The 18,083-nt window shown below is 53.0% G+C and carries 16 protein-coding genes and 1 pseudogene; 10 read left to right on the top strand and 7 right to left on the bottom strand.

What is annotated here, in order from left to right; all coding sequences use genetic code 11:
• Positions 1-23 precede the first annotated feature (23 nt).
• The 3 genes from fhuC to fhuB are packed head-to-tail and all read left to right on the top strand — an operon-like array spanning position 24 to position 3,690.
• Positions 24-821 (top strand): Fe3+-hydroxamate ABC transporter ATP-binding protein FhuC, encoded by a 798-nt coding sequence (fhuC, locus tag HGD79_RS11315; protein WP_001298883.1) that lies wholly within the window; start codon positions 24-26, stop codon positions 819-821.
• Positions 821-1,711, top strand: a complete 891-nt coding sequence (fhuD, locus tag HGD79_RS11310; protein WP_000015990.1) for a Fe(3+)-hydroxamate ABC transporter substrate-binding protein FhuD — start codon at positions 821-823, stop codon at positions 1,709-1,711. The genes fhuC and fhuD overlap by 1 nt, the downstream gene beginning before the upstream one ends.
• Complete coding sequence (fhuB, locus tag HGD79_RS11305; RefSeq protein WP_000044094.1) at positions 1,708-3,690, top strand: Fe(3+)-hydroxamate ABC transporter permease FhuB; 1,983 nt, start codon at positions 1,708-1,710, stop codon at positions 3,688-3,690. Before fhuD ends, fhuB begins: the two co-directional genes overlap by 4 nt.
• 34 nt (positions 3,691-3,724) lie before the next feature.
• On the opposite strand, the gene hemL is transcribed toward fhuB, so the two are convergent.
• Positions 3,725-5,005, bottom strand: a complete 1,281-nt coding sequence (gene hemL, locus HGD79_RS11300; protein ID WP_000045290.1) for a glutamate-1-semialdehyde 2,1-aminomutase — start codon at positions 5,003-5,005, stop codon at positions 3,725-3,727.
• Positions 5,006-5,170: 165 nt separating this feature from the next.
• Here hemL and yadX point away from each other — a divergent pair, with 165 nt between their 5' ends.
• From yadX to erpA, 4 genes are read left to right on the top strand one after another with little or no spacing between them, the layout of a single operon-like run.
• Positions 5,171-5,218, top strand: coding sequence for a protein YadX (gene yadX / locus HGD79_RS26625; RefSeq protein WP_211180485.1), 48 nt, complete (start codon positions 5,171-5,173; stop codon positions 5,216-5,218).
• Between the two features lie 11 nt (positions 5,219-5,229).
• Positions 5,230-6,651 (top strand): H(+)/Cl(-) exchange transporter ClcA, encoded by a 1,422-nt coding sequence (gene clcA, locus HGD79_RS11295; protein WP_000845394.1) that lies wholly within the window; start codon positions 5,230-5,232, stop codon positions 6,649-6,651.
• Between the two features lie 23 nt (positions 6,652-6,674).
• Positions 6,675-6,740, top strand: coding sequence for a small protein YadW (gene yadW, locus HGD79_RS11290; RefSeq protein ID WP_120795373.1), 66 nt, complete (start codon positions 6,675-6,677; stop codon positions 6,738-6,740).
• On the top strand, positions 6,733-7,077 hold the full coding sequence (gene erpA / locus HGD79_RS11285; RefSeq protein WP_001295564.1) for an iron-sulfur cluster insertion protein ErpA: 345 nt from the start codon (positions 6,733-6,735) through the stop codon (positions 7,075-7,077). The genes yadW and erpA overlap by 8 nt, the downstream gene beginning before the upstream one ends.
• A gap of 46 nt (positions 7,078-7,123) precedes the next feature.
• Here the strand turns inward: erpA and HGD79_RS11280 are convergent, their stop codons facing one another.
• The 3 genes from HGD79_RS11280 to mtnN are packed head-to-tail and all read right to left on the bottom strand — an operon-like array spanning position 7,124 to position 9,276.
• A complete protein-coding gene (locus HGD79_RS11280) occupies positions 7,124-7,747 on the bottom strand; it encodes a TRIC cation channel family protein (RefSeq protein WP_000964221.1) in 624 nt (207 codons plus the stop codon).
• A 37-nt stretch (positions 7,748-7,784) separates the two neighbouring features.
• Positions 7,785-8,585 carry a vitamin B12 ABC transporter substrate-binding protein BtuF gene (gene btuF / locus HGD79_RS11275; protein ID WP_001129927.1) on the bottom strand — a complete coding sequence of 267 codons (801 nt, stop codon included), beginning with the start codon at positions 8,583-8,585 and terminating at the stop codon, positions 7,785-7,787.
• On the bottom strand, positions 8,578-9,276 hold the full coding sequence (gene mtnN / locus HGD79_RS11270; protein WP_000689844.1) for a 5'-methylthioadenosine/S-adenosylhomocysteine nucleosidase: 699 nt from the start codon (positions 9,274-9,276) through the stop codon (positions 8,578-8,580). Before mtnN ends, btuF begins: the two co-directional genes overlap by 8 nt.
• Before the next feature lie 83 nt (positions 9,277-9,359).
• On the opposite strand from mtnN, the gene dgt reads away from it, so the two are divergent.
• The 3 genes and pseudogenes from dgt (at position 9,360) to cdaR (ending at position 13,741) form a co-directional block, all read left to right on the top strand.
• Positions 9,360-10,877, top strand: a complete 1,518-nt coding sequence (gene dgt / locus HGD79_RS11265; protein WP_000057094.1) for a dGTPase — start codon at positions 9,360-9,362, stop codon at positions 10,875-10,877.
• A gap of 129 nt (positions 10,878-11,006) precedes the next feature.
• Positions 11,007-12,431, top strand: a complete 1,425-nt coding sequence (degP, locus tag HGD79_RS11260) for a serine endoprotease DegP (protein ID WP_000753945.1) — start codon at positions 11,007-11,009, stop codon at positions 12,429-12,431.
• Positions 12,432-12,585: 154 nt separating this feature from the next.
• A pseudogene (gene cdaR, locus HGD79_RS11255) lies at positions 12,586-13,741 on the top strand (DNA-binding transcriptional regulator CdaR).
• An 88-nt stretch (positions 13,742-13,829) separates the two neighbouring features.
• On the opposite strand, the gene HGD79_RS11250 reads toward cdaR, so the two are convergent.
• From HGD79_RS11250 to glnD, 3 genes are all read right to left on the bottom strand, one after another.
• The gene (locus tag HGD79_RS11250; protein WP_000272188.1) at positions 13,830-14,216 is read right to left on the bottom strand and encodes a DUF3461 family protein; all 387 of its coding nucleotides are present in this window, start codon (positions 14,214-14,216) and stop codon (positions 13,830-13,832) included.
• 311 nt (positions 14,217-14,527) lie between these two features.
• Positions 14,528-15,352 carry a 2,3,4,5-tetrahydropyridine-2,6-dicarboxylate N-succinyltransferase gene (gene dapD, locus HGD79_RS11245; protein WP_001186650.1) on the bottom strand — a complete coding sequence of 275 codons (825 nt, stop codon included), beginning with the start codon at positions 15,350-15,352 and terminating at the stop codon, positions 14,528-14,530.
• Between the two features lie 30 nt (positions 15,353-15,382).
• Positions 15,383-18,055: a bifunctional uridylyltransferase/uridylyl-removing protein GlnD gene (gene glnD, locus HGD79_RS11240; RefSeq protein WP_021293431.1), complete on the bottom strand. Its 2,673-nt coding sequence runs from the start codon at positions 18,053-18,055 to the stop codon at positions 15,383-15,385.
• Positions 18,056-18,083 lie beyond the last annotated feature (28 nt).

Raw genomic sequence — 18,083 nt, 5'->3', positions numbered from 1 at the left:
GCCCATTTCACAAGTTGGCTGTTATGCAGGAATACACGAATCATTCCGATACCACTTTTGCACTGCGTAATATCTCCTTTCGTGTGCCCGGGCGCACGCTTTTGCATCCGCTGTCGTTAACCTTTCCTGCCGGGAAAGTGACCGGTCTGATTGGTCACAACGGTTCTGGTAAATCCACTCTGCTCAAAATGCTTGGCCGTCATCAGCCTCCGTCAGAAGGGGAGATTCTTCTTGATGCCCAGCCGCTGGAAAGCTGGAGCAGCAAAGCGTTTGCCCGCAAAGTGGCTTATTTGCCGCAGCAGCTTCCTCCGGCAGAAGGGATGACCGTGCGTGAACTGGTGGCGATTGGTCGTTACCCGTGGCATGGCGCGCTGGGGCGCTTTGGTGCGGCAGATCGCGAAAAGGTCGAGGAAGCTATCTCGCTGGTTGGCTTAAAACCGCTGGCGCATCGGCTGGTCGATAGTCTCTCTGGCGGCGAACGTCAGCGGGCGTGGATCGCCATGCTGGTGGCGCAGGATAGCCGTTGTCTGTTGCTCGACGAACCGACCTCGGCGCTGGATATCGCCCACCAGGTTGATGTGCTGTCGCTGGTGCACCGTTTAAGTCAGGAGCGTGGCCTGACGGTCATTGCCGTGTTGCACGATATCAATATGGCGGCACGCTACTGTGATTATCTGGTCGCCCTGCGCGGCGGTGAAATGATTGTTCAGGGAACGCCTGCGGAAATTATGCGCGGCGAAACCCTCGAAATGATTTATGGCATCCCGATGGGTATTTTGCCGCATCCGGCGGGTGCTGCACCTGTGAGTTTTGTTTATTGATGAGCGGCTTACCTCTTATTTCGCGCCGTCGACTGTTAACGGCGATGGCGCTTTCTCCGTTGTTATGGCAGATGAATACCGCCCACGCGGCGGCTATTGATCCCAATCGTATTGTGGCGCTGGAGTGGTTGCCGGTGGAATTACTGCTGGCGCTCGGCATCGTGCCTTACGGCGTGGCGGATACCATCAACTATCGCCTGTGGGTCAGCGAACCACCATTGCCGGACTCAGTGATCGACGTCGGTTTGCGCACAGAACCTAACCTTGAACTGCTGACCGAAATGAAACCATCGTTTATGGTCTGGTCGGCAGGATATGGCCCTTCACCAGAAATGCTGGCTCGTATTGCGCCGGGGCGTGGATTTAACTTCAGCGACGGCAAACAGCCGCTGGCGATGGCGCGTAAGTCACTGACGGAAATGGCAGATTTACTTAACCTGCAAAGCGCAGCAGAAACGCATTTAGCGCACTATGAAGACTTTATCCGCAGCATGAAACCCCGCTTTGTGAAGCGTGGTGAACGCCCGTTATTGCTGACGACGCTTATCGATCCGCGCCATATGCTGGTTTTCGGTCCAAACAGCTTGTTTCAGGAAATTCTTGATGAGTACGGCATCCCAAATGCCTGGCAAGGGGAAACCAACTTCTGGGGCAGTACCGCCGTCAGCATCGATCGTCTGGCGGCGTATAAAGATGTTGATGTGCTCTGTTTTGATCACGACAACAGCAAAGACATGGACGCGCTAATGGCAACCCCGCTGTGGCAGGCCATGCCGTTTGTCCGCGCCGGACGCTTTCAGCGCGTACCCGCAGTCTGGTTTTATGGTGCGACGCTCTCGGCAATGCACTTTGTGCGCGTTCTGGATAACGCCATCGGAGGTAAAGCGTGAGTAAACGAATTGCGCTTTTTCCGGCGTTATTGCTGGCGCTGCTGGTGATTGTCGCTACGGCGCTGACCTGGATGAACTTTTCGCAGGCGCTGCCGCGTAGCCAGTGGGCGCAGGCCGCCTGGTCGCCGGATATTAACGTCATCGAGCAGATGATTTTTCACTACAGCTTGTTACCACGTCTGGCGATTTCTCTACTGGTGGGCGCGGGCCTGGGGCTGGTGGGCGTGCTGTTTCAGCAAGTGCTGCGTAACCCGCTGGCGGAACCGACGACGTTGGGCGTTGCTACAGGCGCGCAACTGGGGATTACCGTCACCACGCTCTGGGCGATCCCAGGTGCTATGGCGAGCCAGTTTGCTGCGCTGGCAGGGGCTTGCGTTGTTGGCTTAATTGTCTTTGGCGTCGCGTGGGGGAAACGGCTGTCGCCGGTAACGCTGATTCTCGCGGGGCTGGTAGTGAGCCTTTATTGTGGGGCAATCAATCAGTTACTGGTTATCTTCCATCATGACCAGTTGCAAAGCATGTTCCTGTGGAGCACCGGAACGCTGACGCAAACCGACTGGGGCGGCGTTGAGCGTTTATGGCCGCAGTTGCTGGGCGGCGTGATGCTGACGTTACTGCTACTTCGTCCGTTAACCCTGATGGGGCTTGATGATGGCGTGGCGCGCAATCTCGGGCTGGCCTTGTCGCTCGCGCGTCTGGCGGCGCTGTCGCTGGCGATAGTCATCAGTGCGCTGCTGGTGAACGCAGTGGGGATTATCGGCTTTATCGGGTTGTTCGCGCCACTGCTGGCAAAAATGCTGGGGGCGCGGCGTTTGTTGCCACGGTTGATGCTGGCGTCGCTGATTGGTGCGTTAATTCTGTGGCTTTCTGATCAAATCATCCTCTGGCTGACTCGCGTGTGGATGGAAGTTTCCACCGGTTCGGTCACTGCGTTGATCGGTGCGCCGCTGCTACTGTGGCTGCTGCCGCGTTTACGCAGCATTAGCGCGCCGGATATGAAGGTTAACGATCGTGTCGCGACTGAACGCCAACATGTGCTGGCGTTTGCCCTCGCGGGCGGCGTGCTGCTGTTGATGGCTGTGGTGGTGGCGCTGTCGTTTGGTCGTGATGCGCACGGCTGGACGTGGGCGAGCGGGGCGCTGCTCGATGATTTAATGCCCTGGCGCTGGCCGCGAATTATGGCGGCGCTGTTTGCGGGCGTCATGCTGGCGGTAGCGGGCTGTATTATTCAGCGGCTGACCGGCAACCCGATGGCAAGCCCGGAAGTGCTGGGGATTAGCTCCGGCGCGGCGTTTGGTGTGGTGTTAATGCTGTTTCTGGTACCGGGTAATGCCTTTGGCTGGCTGTTACCCGCAGGCAGTCTCGGGGCGGCGGTGACGCTGTTGATCATTATGATCGCCGCCGGACGCGGTGGATTTTCCCCACACCGCATGTTACTGGCGGGGATGGCGTTAAGTACCGCGTTCACCATGCTTTTGATGATGTTGCAGGCAAGTGGTGACCCGCGAATGGCGCAAGTGCTGACCTGGATTTCCGGTTCGACCTACAACGCGACCGATGCGCAGGTCTGGCGCACCGGAATTGTGATGGTGATTTTGCTGGCGATTACCCCGCTGTGCCGCCGCTGGCTGACCATTTTACCGCTGGGTGGTGATACCGCCCGAGCCGTAGGAATGGCGCTGACGCCGACGCGAATTGCGCTGCTGCTGTTAGCGGCTTGCCTGACGGCGACCGCGACGATGACTATTGGACCGTTGAGTTTTGTTGGTTTAATGGCACCGCATATTGCGCGGATGATGGGCTTTCGACGGACGATGCCACACATCGTAATTTCGGCGCTGGTGGGTGGTTTACTGCTGGTGTTCGCTGACTGGTGTGGGCGGATGGTGCTGTTTCCATTCCAGATCCCGGCGGGGCTGCTGTCAACCTTTATCGGCGCGCCATATTTTATCTATTTGTTGAGAAAGCAGAGCCGTTAATTGAATGCCTCGCCCGGTGGGCGAGGCAAAATCATCACAACTTCGCAAACACCCGACGTGCAGCATCGATGGTGTTATTGATATCTTCCATGCTGTGCGCCACGGACATAAAGCCCGCTTCAAACGCTGACGGTGCCAGGTAAACACCTTCATCCAGCATCATATGGAAGAAACGCTTAAAGCGTTCCACGTCACAGGCCATCACATCCTGATAGCACGTCACGGACTCGGCGTCGGTAAAGAAAATACCGAACATGCCGCCAACGTGGTTAACGACCAGCGGAATTCCGGCTTCTTCTGCCGCTTCCAGCAGACCTTCTGCCAGACGTGATGTCAGCTCATCCAACGTTTCGTGAACGCCCGGTTGCGCGACTTCATTCAGACAGGCGAAACCCGCTGCCATCGCAATTGGGTTACCGGAAAGCGTACCCGCCTGATAGACCGGACCCGTCGGGGCCAGCGCATCCATTACATCACGACGACCACCGAATGCGCCTACCGGCATTCCACCGCCGATGATTTTGCCCAGGCAGGTGAGATCCGGTTCCACACCGTAATAATCCTGTGCGCCAGCTAGCGCTACGCGGAAGCCAGTCATTACTTCATCGATGATCAGCAATGCGCCAAATTCGTCGCACAGCGCGCGCAGACCTGGCAGGAACTCTGGCAGCGGTGGAACGCAGTTCATATTGCCTGCCACCGGCTCGACGATAATACAGGCAATCTCTTGCGGGTATTGCTCAAACGCGGCGCGTACAGAAGCCAGATCGTTATAAGTACAGGTTAAGGTATGTTTGGCGAAATCTGCCGGAACACCCGGCGAGTTTGGCTGGCCTAACGTGAGTGCGCCAGAACCGGCTTTCACCAGCAGGCAGTCAGCGTGACCGTGGTAACAACCTTCAAATTTAATGATTTTATCGCGACCGGTAAAACCACGGGCCAGGCGGATGGCGCTCATGGTCGCTTCAGTGCCGGAGTTCACCATGCGCACCATATCCATGGTCGGGACCAGTTCGGTCACCAGTTGCGCCATTTTCACTTCCATTTCGGTTGGTGCACCAAAGCTTAAACCACGCTCGGCGGCTTCAATCACGGCATTGCGGATCGCCGGATGGTTATGGCCCAGCACCATCGGCCCCCAGGAACCGACATAATCGATATAGGCTTTGCCATCAACATCGTACAGATAGGCGCCGTCCGCTTTTTCGATAAACAGTGGAGTGCCGCCCACGCCAGTAAAGGCGCGAACAGGGGAGTTCACACCGCCAGGGATCAGCTCGCGCGCTGCGCTGTAAAGATTTTCAGACTTACTCATGGAGGGTTCCTGATTCGTAGAAAAAGTGAATGGCTGCTATTCTATGTTATTCATAACAAGTTAAATACTCGTCAAACATCAGGCTGCTTGTACTGGTGCAATCCTGATTTCTTAGAGTATAAAAGTTTTGTGCATTTGAAACATTACGCTTTGCAAAGGATTTTCATGGAACGTGCGAGTAAAATGCCGTCATCTTATTTGTATGACCAATAAGTGATCATTGGATGAAAACTGATACTCCCTCTTTAGAAACACCGCAGGCCGCGCGCCTGCGACGCAGACAACTGATTCGCCAACTTCTTGAGCGCGATAAAACCCCGTTAGCCATTTTGTTTATGGCGGCAGTCGTCGGCACGCTTGTCGGGCTGGCAGCGGTTGCTTTTGACAAAGGTGTCGCCTGGTTGCAGAACCAACGTATGGGGGCGCTGGTACATACTGCTGATAATTATCCGCTACTGTTAACCGTCGCTTTTCTCTGTTCGGCGGTGCTGGCGATGTTCGGCTACTTTTTGGTGCGCAAATACGCGCCCGAAGCAGGGGGATCGGGGATCCCGGAAATTGAAGGGGCGCTGGAAGATCAACGTCCTGTTCGCTGGTGGCGTGTATTGCCGGTGAAATTCTTTGGCGGGCTGGGGACACTCGGCGGAGGCATGGTGCTAGGGCGCGAAGGACCAACCGTGCAGATCGGCGGCAATATCGGTCGCATGGTGCTTGATATTTTCCGCCTGAAAGGTGATGAAGCTCGCCATACGCTGCTGGCAACCGGTGCTGCTGCGGGGCTGGCTGCGGCCTTTAACGCGCCGCTGGCGGGTATTTTGTTTATTATCGAAGAGATGCGTCCGCAGTTTCGCTATACGTTAATTTCGATTAAAGCGGTATTTATTGGCGTCATTATGTCGACCATTATGTACCGGATTTTTAATCATGAAGTTGCGTTGATTGACGTCGGTAAACTTTCTGATGCGCCGCTTAATACGCTGTGGCTTTATCTGATCCTCGGTATTATTTTTGGCATTTTCGGCCCTATTTTTAATAAATGGGTGCTGGGGATGCAGGATTTGCTGCACCGTGTGCACGGCGGCAATATTACCAAATGGGTACTGATGGGTGGTGCGATTGGCGGTCTGTGTGGATTGCTGGGGTTTGTGGCACCAGCAACGTCGGGCGGCGGTTTTAACCTGATTCCTATCGCTACCGCGGGGAATTTCAGCATGGGAATGCTGGTGTTTATCTTCGTCGCTCGGGTCATTACCACCTTACTCTGCTTCTCTTCCGGCGCGCCGGGCGGTATTTTTGCCCCGATGCTGGCGCTGGGTACTGTGCTGGGAACCGCTTTCGGAATGGTTGCCGTTGAGCTGTTTCCGCAATATCACCTGGAGGCGGGGACGTTTGCTATTGCCGGAATGGGGGCATTACTGGCGGCATCTATTCGCGCGCCGTTAACGGGGATCATTCTGGTTCTGGAGATGACCGATAACTACCAGCTCATTTTGCCAATGATTATTACCGGTCTTGGCGCAACACTATTAGCGCAATTTACCGGCGGGAAACCGCTATACTCGGCGATTCTTGCGCGCACGCTGGCAAAACAGGAAGCTGAGCAACTGGCGCGAAGCAAGGCCGCATCAGCCAGCGAGAATACTTGAACGAAATACCAGGGTATTAGATAATGGCGATTATTATTGGGTTAGAATTTGCCCAATTGCCGATGTCGTTTGGAGCAAAATATGAGTGATGACGTAGCACTGCCGCTGGAGTTTACCGACGCAGCAGCCAACAAAGTTAAAAGCCTGATCGCTGACGAAGATAACCCGAATCTGAAATTACGCGTGTATATCACCGGTGGCGGTTGCAGCGGCTTCCAGTATGGTTTCACCTTTGATGATCAGGTGAACGAAGGCGATATGACCATCGAAAAACAGGGCGTTGGCCTGGTGGTTGATCCGATGAGCCTGCAATATCTGGTCGGCGGTTCCGTTGATTATACCGAAGGTCTGGAAGGTTCTCGTTTCATCGTGACCAACCCGAACGCGAAAAGCACCTGCGGTTGCGGTTCTTCCTTTAGCATCTAATCTGTTGTTCATGTGCCGGATAAACTATCCGGCACATCTTCTCTCTTCAACGCCCATTCTCATCCAGCGCAAACGTCGGTAGCTTAAGATGCCAACGAATAGCCGCCAGCCGAATCAATAGCGTCACGACCATGCCCATCATACTGGCTGTTTCCAGTGGTACGGAAAATGTGTAATAAGCCGTAGCGTGGACAATACCGCCGATAATACAGGCAGTTGCGTAGATTTCTGTACGTAAAATCATGGGGATCTCGCGGGCCAGTACATCACGAATGATCCCGCCGCCAACGCCAGTAATGACGCCCATGCAAACCGCGATTAACGGACCGGCTTCCGCATTAAAGGCTTTATTCACGCCAATGCCGACAAACACCGCCAGACCAACGGCGTCCAGCACCGGCAACATCCATTTTGGTAAGCGTCTTGGCTGGCGCACCAGCACGATGGTCAGCATGCTGGTGACCATTGCAACGACCAGATCGGTGGGATCTTTCACCCAAAATACCGGGCCGTGATCCAGCGCCATGTCGCGAATTGTCCCGCCGCCTACTGCGGTTACCACGCCCAGTACCAGAACACCAAAAGGGTCCATACGCAATTTTCCGGCTAACAAAACGCCGGAGATGGCAAATACCGCTGTGCCGACTATATCCAGCCAATAGACGAGCATTGTTCAATCCCCACTGAGCACCTGAAAAGGTCAGGCGCTAATCTACCTGTGAAAGCGCATTACAGAGCTGTTGTGCAGCGAGGATAATACGTGGGCTTGCACGTTCAAACCAGTCACTCGTGAGAGGAATAACGGGAATTTTGAGCTGTTCACCCCAGTATTGTTTGATTTTAGGAATTTGGTCCGGTCCGCCTGTAATGACAATCGCCTGTGGCGAGCGTGCTAACACCTGTTCGCGGCTAACTTGCGGCCAGGGAACCCGGCTGTCTTTAAAGATGTTTTCTCCGCCACAAACTTCGAGTACCTGGTTCTGAATCGACTCTTTTCCACTGGTAAATGGCGGATTAATGCCGAATTGCAGAAAAACACGTTTTTTAGGTTTATCAGCATATTGCGCTTTCAATTGCGCGTACTGATCCAGCAGGGATTGCGCGGCTTGTTCGGCCTTGTCTGGTTGCGGACTCCAGGGGGCCAGTTGACGTAACGCATTGGCAATTTGTTCAATGCTTGTCGCATCGACCCACATCACTTTTATTCCCAGCGAAGCCAGCTGGTCAACCTGCCGCTCGGCATTACCTCCACGCCAGGCAATCACCAGATCGGGCTTCAGCGCGACAATGCGTTCCAGATTCATCCCCTGCCAGGTGGAAACCTGCTCAATCTTTTGCGCTTGTGGAGGATAGTCGGAATAGCTGCTGACCCCAACCGGCGTGATCCCGGCAGCAAAGGCAAGTTCAGTGTTGGCGGGAGAAAGCGTGATGACGCGCGGCGCGGCGTTGAGCCACAGTGGCGCAAGAAAAGACAGGGCGACCAGCGCCCTGAACAGTGACTTAGCCATGTGCAAGTTTCTGCACCAGTGACTCAACCATCAGGCTGGACTGTTTAGCGGCAACAGCCAGGAACTCATCGAAGCTAAGATGAGACTGTTGATCGGCCACGTCGGAGATGGCGCGTACGACAACAAACGGGACGTTGAAATTGTGGCAGACATGGGCGATTGCCGTCGCTTCCATCTCTACAGCAATGGCCTGTGGGAAGTTGTGGCGGATTTTCGCCAGACCAACAGAACCGTTGATGAAAGCGTCGCCGCTAACAATCAGGCCACGTACAGCGTTAAGATTCAGTTCGGCAATGCAGGCCTCAGCGGCAGCGATCAGTTTATCGTCAGCTTTAAAGCCTGCCGGACAGCCTGGTAACTGACCGTATTCATAACCAAATGCCGTGACATCCGCGTCGTGATAACGTGCTTCGTCCGAGACAACGATATCGCCCACTTTCAACGTTGGTGCCAGGCCACCGGCAGAACCGGTGTTAATAATCACATCTGGCTTGCAGTGTTCCAACAGCAGAGTGGCACCCAGCGCCGCAGCGACTTTACCGATGCCCGATTTCAGAAGCGCAACCTCGGTTCCATTCAGTTGGCCGGTATAGATTTCGCAACCGCCGAGACTGATAGTTTGACGGTTTTCGATTTTGTCACGCAGCAGCGTAACTTCTTCTTCCATTGCACCAATGATGCCGATTTTCATAGATTTACTCGCGATAAGCCCGATTTGAAGGCATAGTTTACCATGCGCTTACGGGGAAGCGTATTTCTCACGCGGGAGAGGACATGGCACAGATTGATTTCCGAAAAAAAATAAACTGGCATCGTCGTTACCGTTCACCGCAGGGCGTTAAAACCGAACATGAGATCCTGCGGATCTTCGAGAGCGATCGCGGGCGTATCATCAACTCTCCGGCAATTCGTCGTCTGCAACAAAAGACCCAGGTTTTTCCACTGGAGCGCAATGCCGCCGTGCGCACGCGTCTTACCCACTCGATGGAAGTCCAGCAGGTGGGGCGCTACATCGCCAAAGAAATTTTAAGCCGTCTGAAAGAGCTTAAATTGCTGGAAGCATACGGCCTGGATGAACTGACCGGACCTTTTGAAAGCATTGTTGAGATGTCATGCCTGATGCACGATATCGGCAATCCGCCGTTTGGTCATTTTGGCGAAGCGGCGATAAATGACTGGTTTCGCCAGCGTTTATACCCGGAAGATGCCGAAAGCCAGCCTCTGACTGACGATCGCTGCAGCGTGGCGGCACTACGTTTACGGGACGGGGAAGAACCGCTTAACGAGCTGCGGCGCAAGATTCGTCAGGACTTATGTCATTTTGAGGGGAATGCACAAGGCATTCGTCTGGTGCATACATTGATGAGGATGAATCTCACCTGGGCACAGGTTGGCGGTATTTTAAAATATACCCGTCCGGCGTGGTGGCGTGGCGAAACGCCTGAGACACATCACTATTTAATGAAAAAGCCGGGTTATTATCTTTCTGAAGAAGCCTATATTGCCCGGTTGCGTAAAGAACTTAATTTGGCGCTTTACAGTCGTTTTCCATTAACGTGGATTATGGAAGCTGCCGACGACATCTCCTATTGTGTGGCAGACCTTGAAGATGCGGTAGAGAAAAGAATATTTACCGTTGAGCAGCTTTATCATCATTTGCACGAGGCGTGGGGTCAGCATGAGAAAGGTTCGCTCTTTTCGCTAGTGGTTGAAAATGCCTGGGAAAAATCACGCTCAAATAGTTTAAGCCGCAGTACGGAAGATCAGTTTTTTATGTATTTACGGGTAAACACCCTAAATAAACTGGTACCATACGCGGCACAACGATTTATTGATAATCTGCCTGCGATTTTCGCCGGAACGTTTAATCATGCATTATTGGAAGATGCCAGCGAATGCAGCGATCTTCTTAAGCTATATAAAAATGTCGCTGTAAAACATGTGTTTAGCCATCCGGATGTCGAGCAGCTTGAATTGCAGGGCTATCGGGTCATTAGCGGATTATTAGAGATTTATCGTCCTTTATTAAGCCTGTCGTTATCAGACTTTACTGAACTGGTAGAAAAAGAACGGGTGAAACGTTTCCCTATTGAATCGCGCTTATTCCACAAACTCTCGACGCGCCATCGGCTGGCCTATGTCGAGGCTGTCAGTAAATTACCGTCAGATTCTCCTGAGTTTCCGCTATGGGAATATTATTACCGTTGCCGCCTGCTGCAGGATTATATCAGCGGTATGACCGACCTCTATGCGTGGGATGAATACCGACGTCTGATGGCCGTAGAACAATAACCAGGCTTTTGTAAAGACGAACAATAAATTTTTACCTTTTGCAGAAACTTTAGTTCGGAACTTCGCGCTATAAAACGAATCTGAAGAACACAGCAATTTTGCGTTATCTGTTAATCGAGACTGAAATACATGAAAAAAACCACATTAGCACTGAGTGCACTGGCTCTGAGTTTAGGTTTGGCGTTATCTCCGCTCTCTGCAACGGCGGCTGAGACTTCTTCAGCAACGACAGCCCAGCAGATGCCAAGCCTTGCACCGATGCTCGAAAAGGTGATGCCTTCAGTGGTCAGCATTAACGTAGAAGGTAGCACAACCGTTAATACGCCGCGTATGCCGCGTAATTTCCAGCAGTTCTTCGGTGATGATTCTCCGTTCTGCCAGGAAGGTTCACCGTTCCAGAGCTCTCCGTTCTGCCAGGGGGGCCAGGGCGGTAATGGCGGCGGCCAGCAACAGAAATTCATGGCGCTGGGTTCCGGCGTCATCATTGATGCCGATAAAGGCTATGTCGTCACCAACAACCACGTTGTTGATAACGCGACGGTGATTAAAGTCCAGCTGAGCGATGGTCGTAAGTTCGACGCGAAGATGGTTGGCAAAGATCCGCGCTCTGATATCGCGCTGATTCAGATCCAGAACCCGAAAAACCTGACCGCAATTAAGATGGCGGATTCTGATGCACTGCGCGTGGGTGATTACACCGTAGCGATTGGTAACCCGTTTGGCCTGGGAGAGACGGTAACTTCCGGGATTGTCTCTGCGCTGGGGCGTAGCGGCCTGAATGCCGAAAACTACGAAAACTTCATCCAGACCGATGCAGCGATCAACCGTGGTAACTCCGGTGGTGCGCTGGTTAACCTGAACGGCGAACTGATCGGTATCAACACCGCGATCCTCGCACCGGACGGCGGCAACATCGGTATCGGTTTTGCTATCCCGAGCAACATGGTGAAAAACCTGACCTCGCAGATGGTGGAATACGGCCAGGTGAAACGCGGTGAGCTGGGTATTATGGGGACTGAGCTGAATTCCGAACTGGCGAAAGCGATGAAAGTTGACGCCCAGCGCGGTGCTTTCGTAAGCCAGGTTCTGCCTAATTCCTCCGCTGCAAAAGCGGGCATTAAAGCGGGTGATGTGATCACCTCACTGAACGGTAAGCCAATCAGTAGCTTTGCCGCACTGCGTGCTCAGGTGGGTACTATGCCGGTGGGCAGCAAACTGACCCTGGGCTTGCTGCGCGACGGTAAGCAGGTCAACGTGAATCTGGAACTGCAGCAGAGCAGCCAGAATCAGGTTGATTCCAGCTCCATCTTCAACGGCATTGAAGGTGCTGAGATGAGCAACAAAGGCAAAGATCAGGGCGTGGTAGTGAACAACGTGAAAACGGGCACTCCGGCTGCGCAGATCGGCCTGAAGAAAGGTGATGTGATTATTGGCGCGAACCAGCAGGCAGTGAAAAACATCGCTGAACTGCGTAAAGTTCTCGACAGCAAACCGTCTGTGCTGGCACTGAACATTCAGCGCGGCGACAGCTCCATCTACCTGTTAATGCAGTAATCTCCCTCAACCCCTTCCTGAAAACGGGAAGGGGTTCTCCTTACAATCTGTGAACTTCACCACAACTCCATACATCTTCATCATCCTTTAGGCATTTGCACAATGCCGTACGTTACGTACTTCCTTATGCTAAGCCGTGCATAACGGAGGACTTATGGCTGGCTGGCATCTTGATACCAAAATGGCGCAGGATATCGTGGCACGTACCATGCGCATCATCGACCAATATCAACGTAATGGATGCCCGTGGGCGAATTATCGGCAGCGGCGATCGTGAGCGTATTGGTGAATTGCACGAAGGTGCATTGCTGGTACTTTCACAGGGACGAGTCGTCGATATCGATGACGCGGTGGCACGTCATCTGCACGGTGTGCGGCAAGGGATTAATCTACCGTTACGGCTGGAAGGTGAAATTGTCGGCGTAATTGGCCTGACAGGTGAACCAGAGAATCTGCGTAAATATGGCGAACTGGTCTGCATGACGGCTGAAATGATGCTGGAACAGTCGCGGTTGATGCACTTGTTGGCTCAGGATAGCCGTTTGCGGGAGGAACTGGTGATGAACCTGATTCAGGCAGAGGAGAATACTCCCGCACTTACTGAATGGGCGCAACGGCTGGGGATCGATCTCAATCAACCGCGAGTGGTGGCTATTGTTGAGGTCGACAGCGGTCAGCTTGGTGTGGACAGCGCAATGGCGGAGTTACAACAACTGCAAAACGCGCTGACTACGCCCGAGCGTAATAATCTGGTGGCGATTGTCTCGCTAACCGAAATGGTGGTGTTGAAACCGGCGTTGAACTCTTTTGGGCGCTGGGATGCAGAAGATCATCGTAAGCGAGTTGAACAACTGATTACCCGCATGAAAGAGTACGGCCAGCTGCGTTTTCGCGTTTCACTGGGCAACTATTTTACCGGTCCTGGCAGTATTGCCCGATCCTATCGTACGGCGAAAACGACGATGGTGGTGGGTAAACAGCGGATGCCAGAAAGTCGCTGCTATTTTTATCAGGATCTGATGTTACCTGTGTTACTCGACAGTTTGCGTGGCGACTGGCAGGCCAACGAACTGGCGCGACCGCTGGCGCGGCTGAAAGCTATGGACAATAACGGCTTGCTGCGACGAACGCTGGCGGCGTGGTTTCGTCACAATGTGCAACCGCTGGCAACGTCAAAGGCGTTGTTTATTCATCGTAATACTCTGGAGTATCGGCTTAATCGTATATCGGAACTGACCGGGCTTGATTTGGGTAATTTTGATGACAGGTTGCTGCTGTATGTGGCGTTGCAGCTGGATGAAGAGCGGTAGGTTATGCGTTAAGGTCGAGGCGGCGCTGGCTCATTCCCCTCAGCCCGAAGGGTAGAGGGGAATGTCCGAGTTAACCGTCAGTTCGGCATTATTTACGCGTTAGTTTTTCCAGATCGGCTTCAATCTCGCTGATCTTATTGGTTACGACTGACTCCAGGTGACGTAAGTCGTCGAGGATCTTACGCTTAAGATCAACTTCGCTGCGGTCACGCTGGCAGATTTGATCAAGCTCATCAATGATATACCGTAGATTCGGGCTGATTTCCTGGACTTCTTTATAACCCTGACCCACACCATCAGCGACGACCGTTTTACGCTGACGCGGATATTTAAACTTAACGCTCTTGGCGAAAAACTCGCCTTTGTCTTTCTGGAAATAGATTTTCAGAATATCGTTGTTGGCTTCCTGCCGGAGGCTGTAACGATCAATTTCTTCAGGATTGGTAATACCCAGACTTTTCAGATTGTCGTACATAGCGTTACCTCAAAATGAGTCAGTAAATTGTGCTTATTTTAGCATTTGGCCTGGCCCGCCCGGCTCGACTGTGATCGCAGAAAGCCTTTTTCTTCCAGACTTCTATCATGGCGTAAAAATCAAAAAATTACCTGCTTTATTGTGGCGATATTCCATGGGATGGATTAGCACATTTATCTTCGTTTTGCGAATTACATGACAGTCCGAAACAAGATGAAAAAGTATTTAAAAAAGGGGGGAAGAATGAGTAGGTCGAATTATTCTGAGCCAGAAAGCATACGGGCAGCATTATGCTGCCCGTATATGTACTCTTAATCGATGGTACGCAGCAGTTCGTTAATGCCGACTTTGCCGCGAGTTTTCGCGTCAACTTTCTTAACGATAACCGCACAGTAGAGGCTGTATTTGCCATCTTTCGACGGCAGATTACCTGAAACAACCACAGACCCCGCCGGAACGCGACCGTAGTGGATTTCGCCGGTTTCACGGTCGTAAATACGGGTGCTCTGACCAATGTATACGCCCATAGAGATGACGGAACCTTCTTCGACAATCACCCCTTCAACCACTTCGGAGCGTGCGCCAATGAAGCAGTTATCTTCAATAATGGTCGGGTTAGCCTGCAGCGGCTCCAGCACGCCGCCGATGCCCACGCCACCGGAAAGGTGGACGTTTTTACCAATCTGCGCACAAGAACCGACGGTCGCCCAGGTATCAACCATCGTGCCTTCATCAACATATGCGCCGATGTTGACGTAAGACGGCATCAGCACGGTGTTACGGGCAATAAATGCACCCTGACGTACCGCCGCTGGTGGCACAACGCGGAAGCCTTCTTTCTGAAAACGCGCTTCGTCGTAGTCGGCGAATTTCATCGGCACTTTATCGAAGTAGCGGCTTTCTGCCCCTTCGATCACCTGATTATCATTAATACGGAAAGAGAGCAGCACCGCTTTTTTCAACCACTGATGCGTCACCCACTGACCGTCAATTTTTTCCGCTACACGCAGTGCGCCGGAATCCAGCAGGGCGATCACCTGATTTACCGCTTCGCGGGTTACGGTGTCTGCATTGGCTGGCGTGATCTCGGCACGGCGTTCAAAAGCGGTTTCAATAATGTTCTGTAACTGCTGCATTGTTAAACTCTTTTCATATCAGTAAACACATCACCCTTTATCGTTTGGATTGAGGGCCTCTGTCAACCGCTGATGCACTTCCTGCTGCAACTCGTTATTAAGTGCACGCCGGTCAGCGGTGGCAATTATGAATAAATCTTCTACTCGCTCGCCAATGGTTGTAATTCGGGCACCATGAAGCGAAATTCCCAGATCGGCAAAAATTTTCCCGACTCTCGCCAGCAGTCCTGGCTGGTCGAGCGCGATAAGCTCAAGGAACGATTTGCGGTCGGTATGGGTCGGCAAAAACGTTACTTCGGTTTCAACAGTAAAATGGCGTAATTTGGCGGGTTGGCGACGGGGCTGCGGTGGCTGCCAGCTACTTTGCGTCAGTACTTGCTCCAGACCAAACCGAATAACCTCATGACGATCTGCGGACAGCGGGCTGCCATCGGGTTCCAGCACGATAAAGGTATCCATCGCCATACCGTCGCGAGTGGTGAAAATTTGTGCGTCGTGAACACTTAAATTGCGGCGGTCTAATTCGGCACAGACGGCGGCAAACAGATAGGGGCGGTCCGGGCTCCAGATAAAAATCTCGGTGCCTCCACGCGTAGCCTGCGGGCTAAGCAATACCAGCGGTTTGCTTAAATCATGCTGTAATAAATGGCGGGCATGCCAGGCCAGTTGATTTGGGCTATGGCGGACAAAATAGTTAGCACGACAGCGTGACCAAATTTGGTGCAGCGCCTCTTCGTCGATGTTATCCATGCGCAGTAGTGCCAGTGCCTGGAGTTGGTGATGGCGAACCCGTTCGCGCATATCCGGCGTGTTTTGCATTCCGCGTCGTAGCTGCTTTTCGGTGGCAAAATAGAGTTCGCGCAACAGACTTTGCTTCCAGCTATTCCACAGCGTTTCGTTGGTGGCGCAAATGTCAGCCACTGTCAGGCATACCAGATAGCGCAGACGATTTTCCGTTTGAACTTCTTCGGCAAACTGCTTGATGACTTCAGGGTCCTGAATATCGCGGCGTTGTGCTGTCACCGACATCAGCAAGTGCTGGCGAACCAGCCAGGCAACCAGCTGTGTTTCGCGTGAGTTCAGCCCGTGGAGTTCTGCAAAATGCACTACATCCTGAGCACCGAGAATGGAGTGGTCGCCGCCGCGTCCTTTGGCGATATCGTGAAACAGCGCGGCGATGAAAATCAGCTCAGTTGACGGCAGGCGCGGCCAGACGTCCACACACAACGGATGGCGCTGGCGCGTTTCTTCACTGGCAAAACTCTCCAGTTTCAGCATCACGCGGATAGTATGTTCATCCACCGTGTAGGCGTGGAACAGATCAAACTGCATCTGCCCGACGATATGCGACCATTGCGGCATATACGCGCCGAGCACGCTATGGCGATGCATTGGCAATAGCCCGCGCCGCACCGCTCCGGGGTGACGCAGAATGCTCAAAAACAGTTTTCGTGCTTCCGGAATATTACACAGCGGTTGTTGCAGATGGCGACGGGCATGGCGTAACTGGCGCAGCGTGGTGGAGTAAATGCCGGTGATCGCACTGTTGCGCACCATGGTGTAGAACATACGCAAGATGGCTTCCGGCTGGCGCATAAATAGTGTTTCATCACGCAGGTCGATTAGCGTACCGCGTAGCTGAAACTCATCGTCGATTGGACGTGGTTTTTCGTCGGCGGGAAGGGCGAGGATGGCTTCATCGAACAGTTGCAGCAGCATCTGGTTGAGTTCACTGACGCGGCGTGTAACGCGGAAGTAATCCTTCATCATCCGCTCGACCGGTTCGTTGCCTTCACCACTGTAATTCAGACGCTGAGCGACGCTAAGTTGGCGATCGAATAACAGACGATTATCGTAACGGCTGACGACCAGATGCAGGGCAAAGCGAATACGCCACAGTATATGCAGACATTCGTTTAATTCCGCCCGCTCCGCTGAGGTTAAGAAGCCAAACCCGACCATTTCATCCAGCGATGTTGCGCCAAAATGACGGCGGGCCACCCATTGCAGAGTGTGAATATCGCGCAAGCCGCCAGGGCTACTTTTGATGTCTGGTTCAAGGTTGTAGCTGGTGCTATGGTAACGCTGATGGCGCTGGTTCTGTTCTTCAACTTTCGCCGCGTAGAACTTGTCGGAAGGCCAGAATCCTTCGCTAAAAATATGTTTTTGCAGTTCGAGGAAGAGCGCAACATCGCCAATTAATAAGCGGGATTCGATTAAATTGGTGGCGACGGTTAAATCCGATAACCCTTCCAGCATGCACTCTTCAAGCGTGCGCACACTATGACCGACTTCCAGCTTTACATCCCAGAGCAGCGTTAACAGCTCGCCCACTTTTTGCGCCTGATCGTCCGGGAGCTTTTTACGGCTTAAAATCAGTAAATCGATGTCAGAAAGTGGATGCAGCTCGCCACGACCGTAGCCACCGACGGCGACCAATGCCAGGTCGGCAATCTGGCTGAATCCCGCTTCAATCCATAATCGTTGCAGGAGCTGGTCGATAAACTCGGTGCGCGCCTCAATCAACTGTTCTGCAGAGATCCCATTGTCAAAGGCATCACCCAGCCAACGCTGGAAAGTATCGATATGGGCTTTTATCCCACCGACGGTTAATTCATCACGGGGCCAGACGCATGGATTTTGCGGTTGACCGGGCAGGGTGGGGAGAGCGGTGTTTGCGTACTGTTCTGGAAGGGTATTCATTGTGCGCCACCCATAAGATTAAATTATC

This window comes from Escherichia sp. SCLE84 (genome assembly GCF_012584495.1).
Classification (GTDB): Bacteria; Pseudomonadota; Gammaproteobacteria; order Enterobacterales; family Enterobacteriaceae; genus ECMA0423.
The sequence above is the reverse complement of the archived record's forward strand: the minus strand, read 5'-3'. Positions and strand labels throughout refer to the sequence as shown.

What these genes read in the sequence shown, in the direction of transcription:
- glnD (WP_021293431.1), bottom strand. Translation starts at nt 18,055, where the DNA reads ATGAATACCCTTCCAGAACAGTACGCAAACACCGCTCTCCCCACCCTG.
- HGD79_RS11250 (WP_000272188.1), bottom strand. Translation starts at nt 14,216, where the DNA reads ATGTACGACAATCTGAAAAGTCTGGGTATTACCAATCCTGAAGAAATT.
- erpA (WP_001295564.1), top strand. Translation starts at nt 6,733, where the DNA reads ATGAGTGATGACGTAGCACTGCCGCTGGAGTTTACCGACGCAGCAGCC.
- btuF (WP_001129927.1), bottom strand. Translation starts at nt 8,585, where the DNA reads ATGGCTAAGTCACTGTTCAGGGCGCTGGTCGCCCTGTCTTTTCTTGCG.
- hemL (WP_000045290.1), bottom strand. Translation starts at nt 5,005, where the DNA reads ATGAGTAAGTCTGAAAATCTTTACAGCGCAGCGCGCGAGCTGATCCCT.
- fhuC (WP_001298883.1), top strand. Translation starts at nt 24, where the DNA reads ATGCAGGAATACACGAATCATTCCGATACCACTTTTGCACTGCGTAAT.
- degP (WP_000753945.1), top strand. Translation starts at nt 11,007, where the DNA reads ATGAAAAAAACCACATTAGCACTGAGTGCACTGGCTCTGAGTTTAGGT.
- HGD79_RS11280 (WP_000964221.1), bottom strand. Translation starts at nt 7,747, where the DNA reads ATGCTCGTCTATTGGCTGGATATAGTCGGCACAGCGGTATTTGCCATC.
- dapD (WP_001186650.1), bottom strand. Translation starts at nt 15,352, where the DNA reads ATGCAGCAGTTACAGAACATTATTGAAACCGCTTTTGAACGCCGTGCC.
- fhuD (WP_000015990.1), top strand. Translation starts at nt 821, where the DNA reads ATGAGCGGCTTACCTCTTATTTCGCGCCGTCGACTGTTAACGGCGATG.
- clcA (WP_000845394.1), top strand. Translation starts at nt 5,230, where the DNA reads ATGAAAACTGATACTCCCTCTTTAGAAACACCGCAGGCCGCGCGCCTG.
- mtnN (WP_000689844.1), bottom strand. Translation starts at nt 9,276, where the DNA reads ATGAAAATCGGCATCATTGGTGCAATGGAAGAAGAAGTTACGCTGCTG.
- dgt (WP_000057094.1), top strand. Translation starts at nt 9,360, where the DNA reads ATGGCACAGATTGATTTCCGAAAAAAAATAAACTGGCATCGTCGTTAC.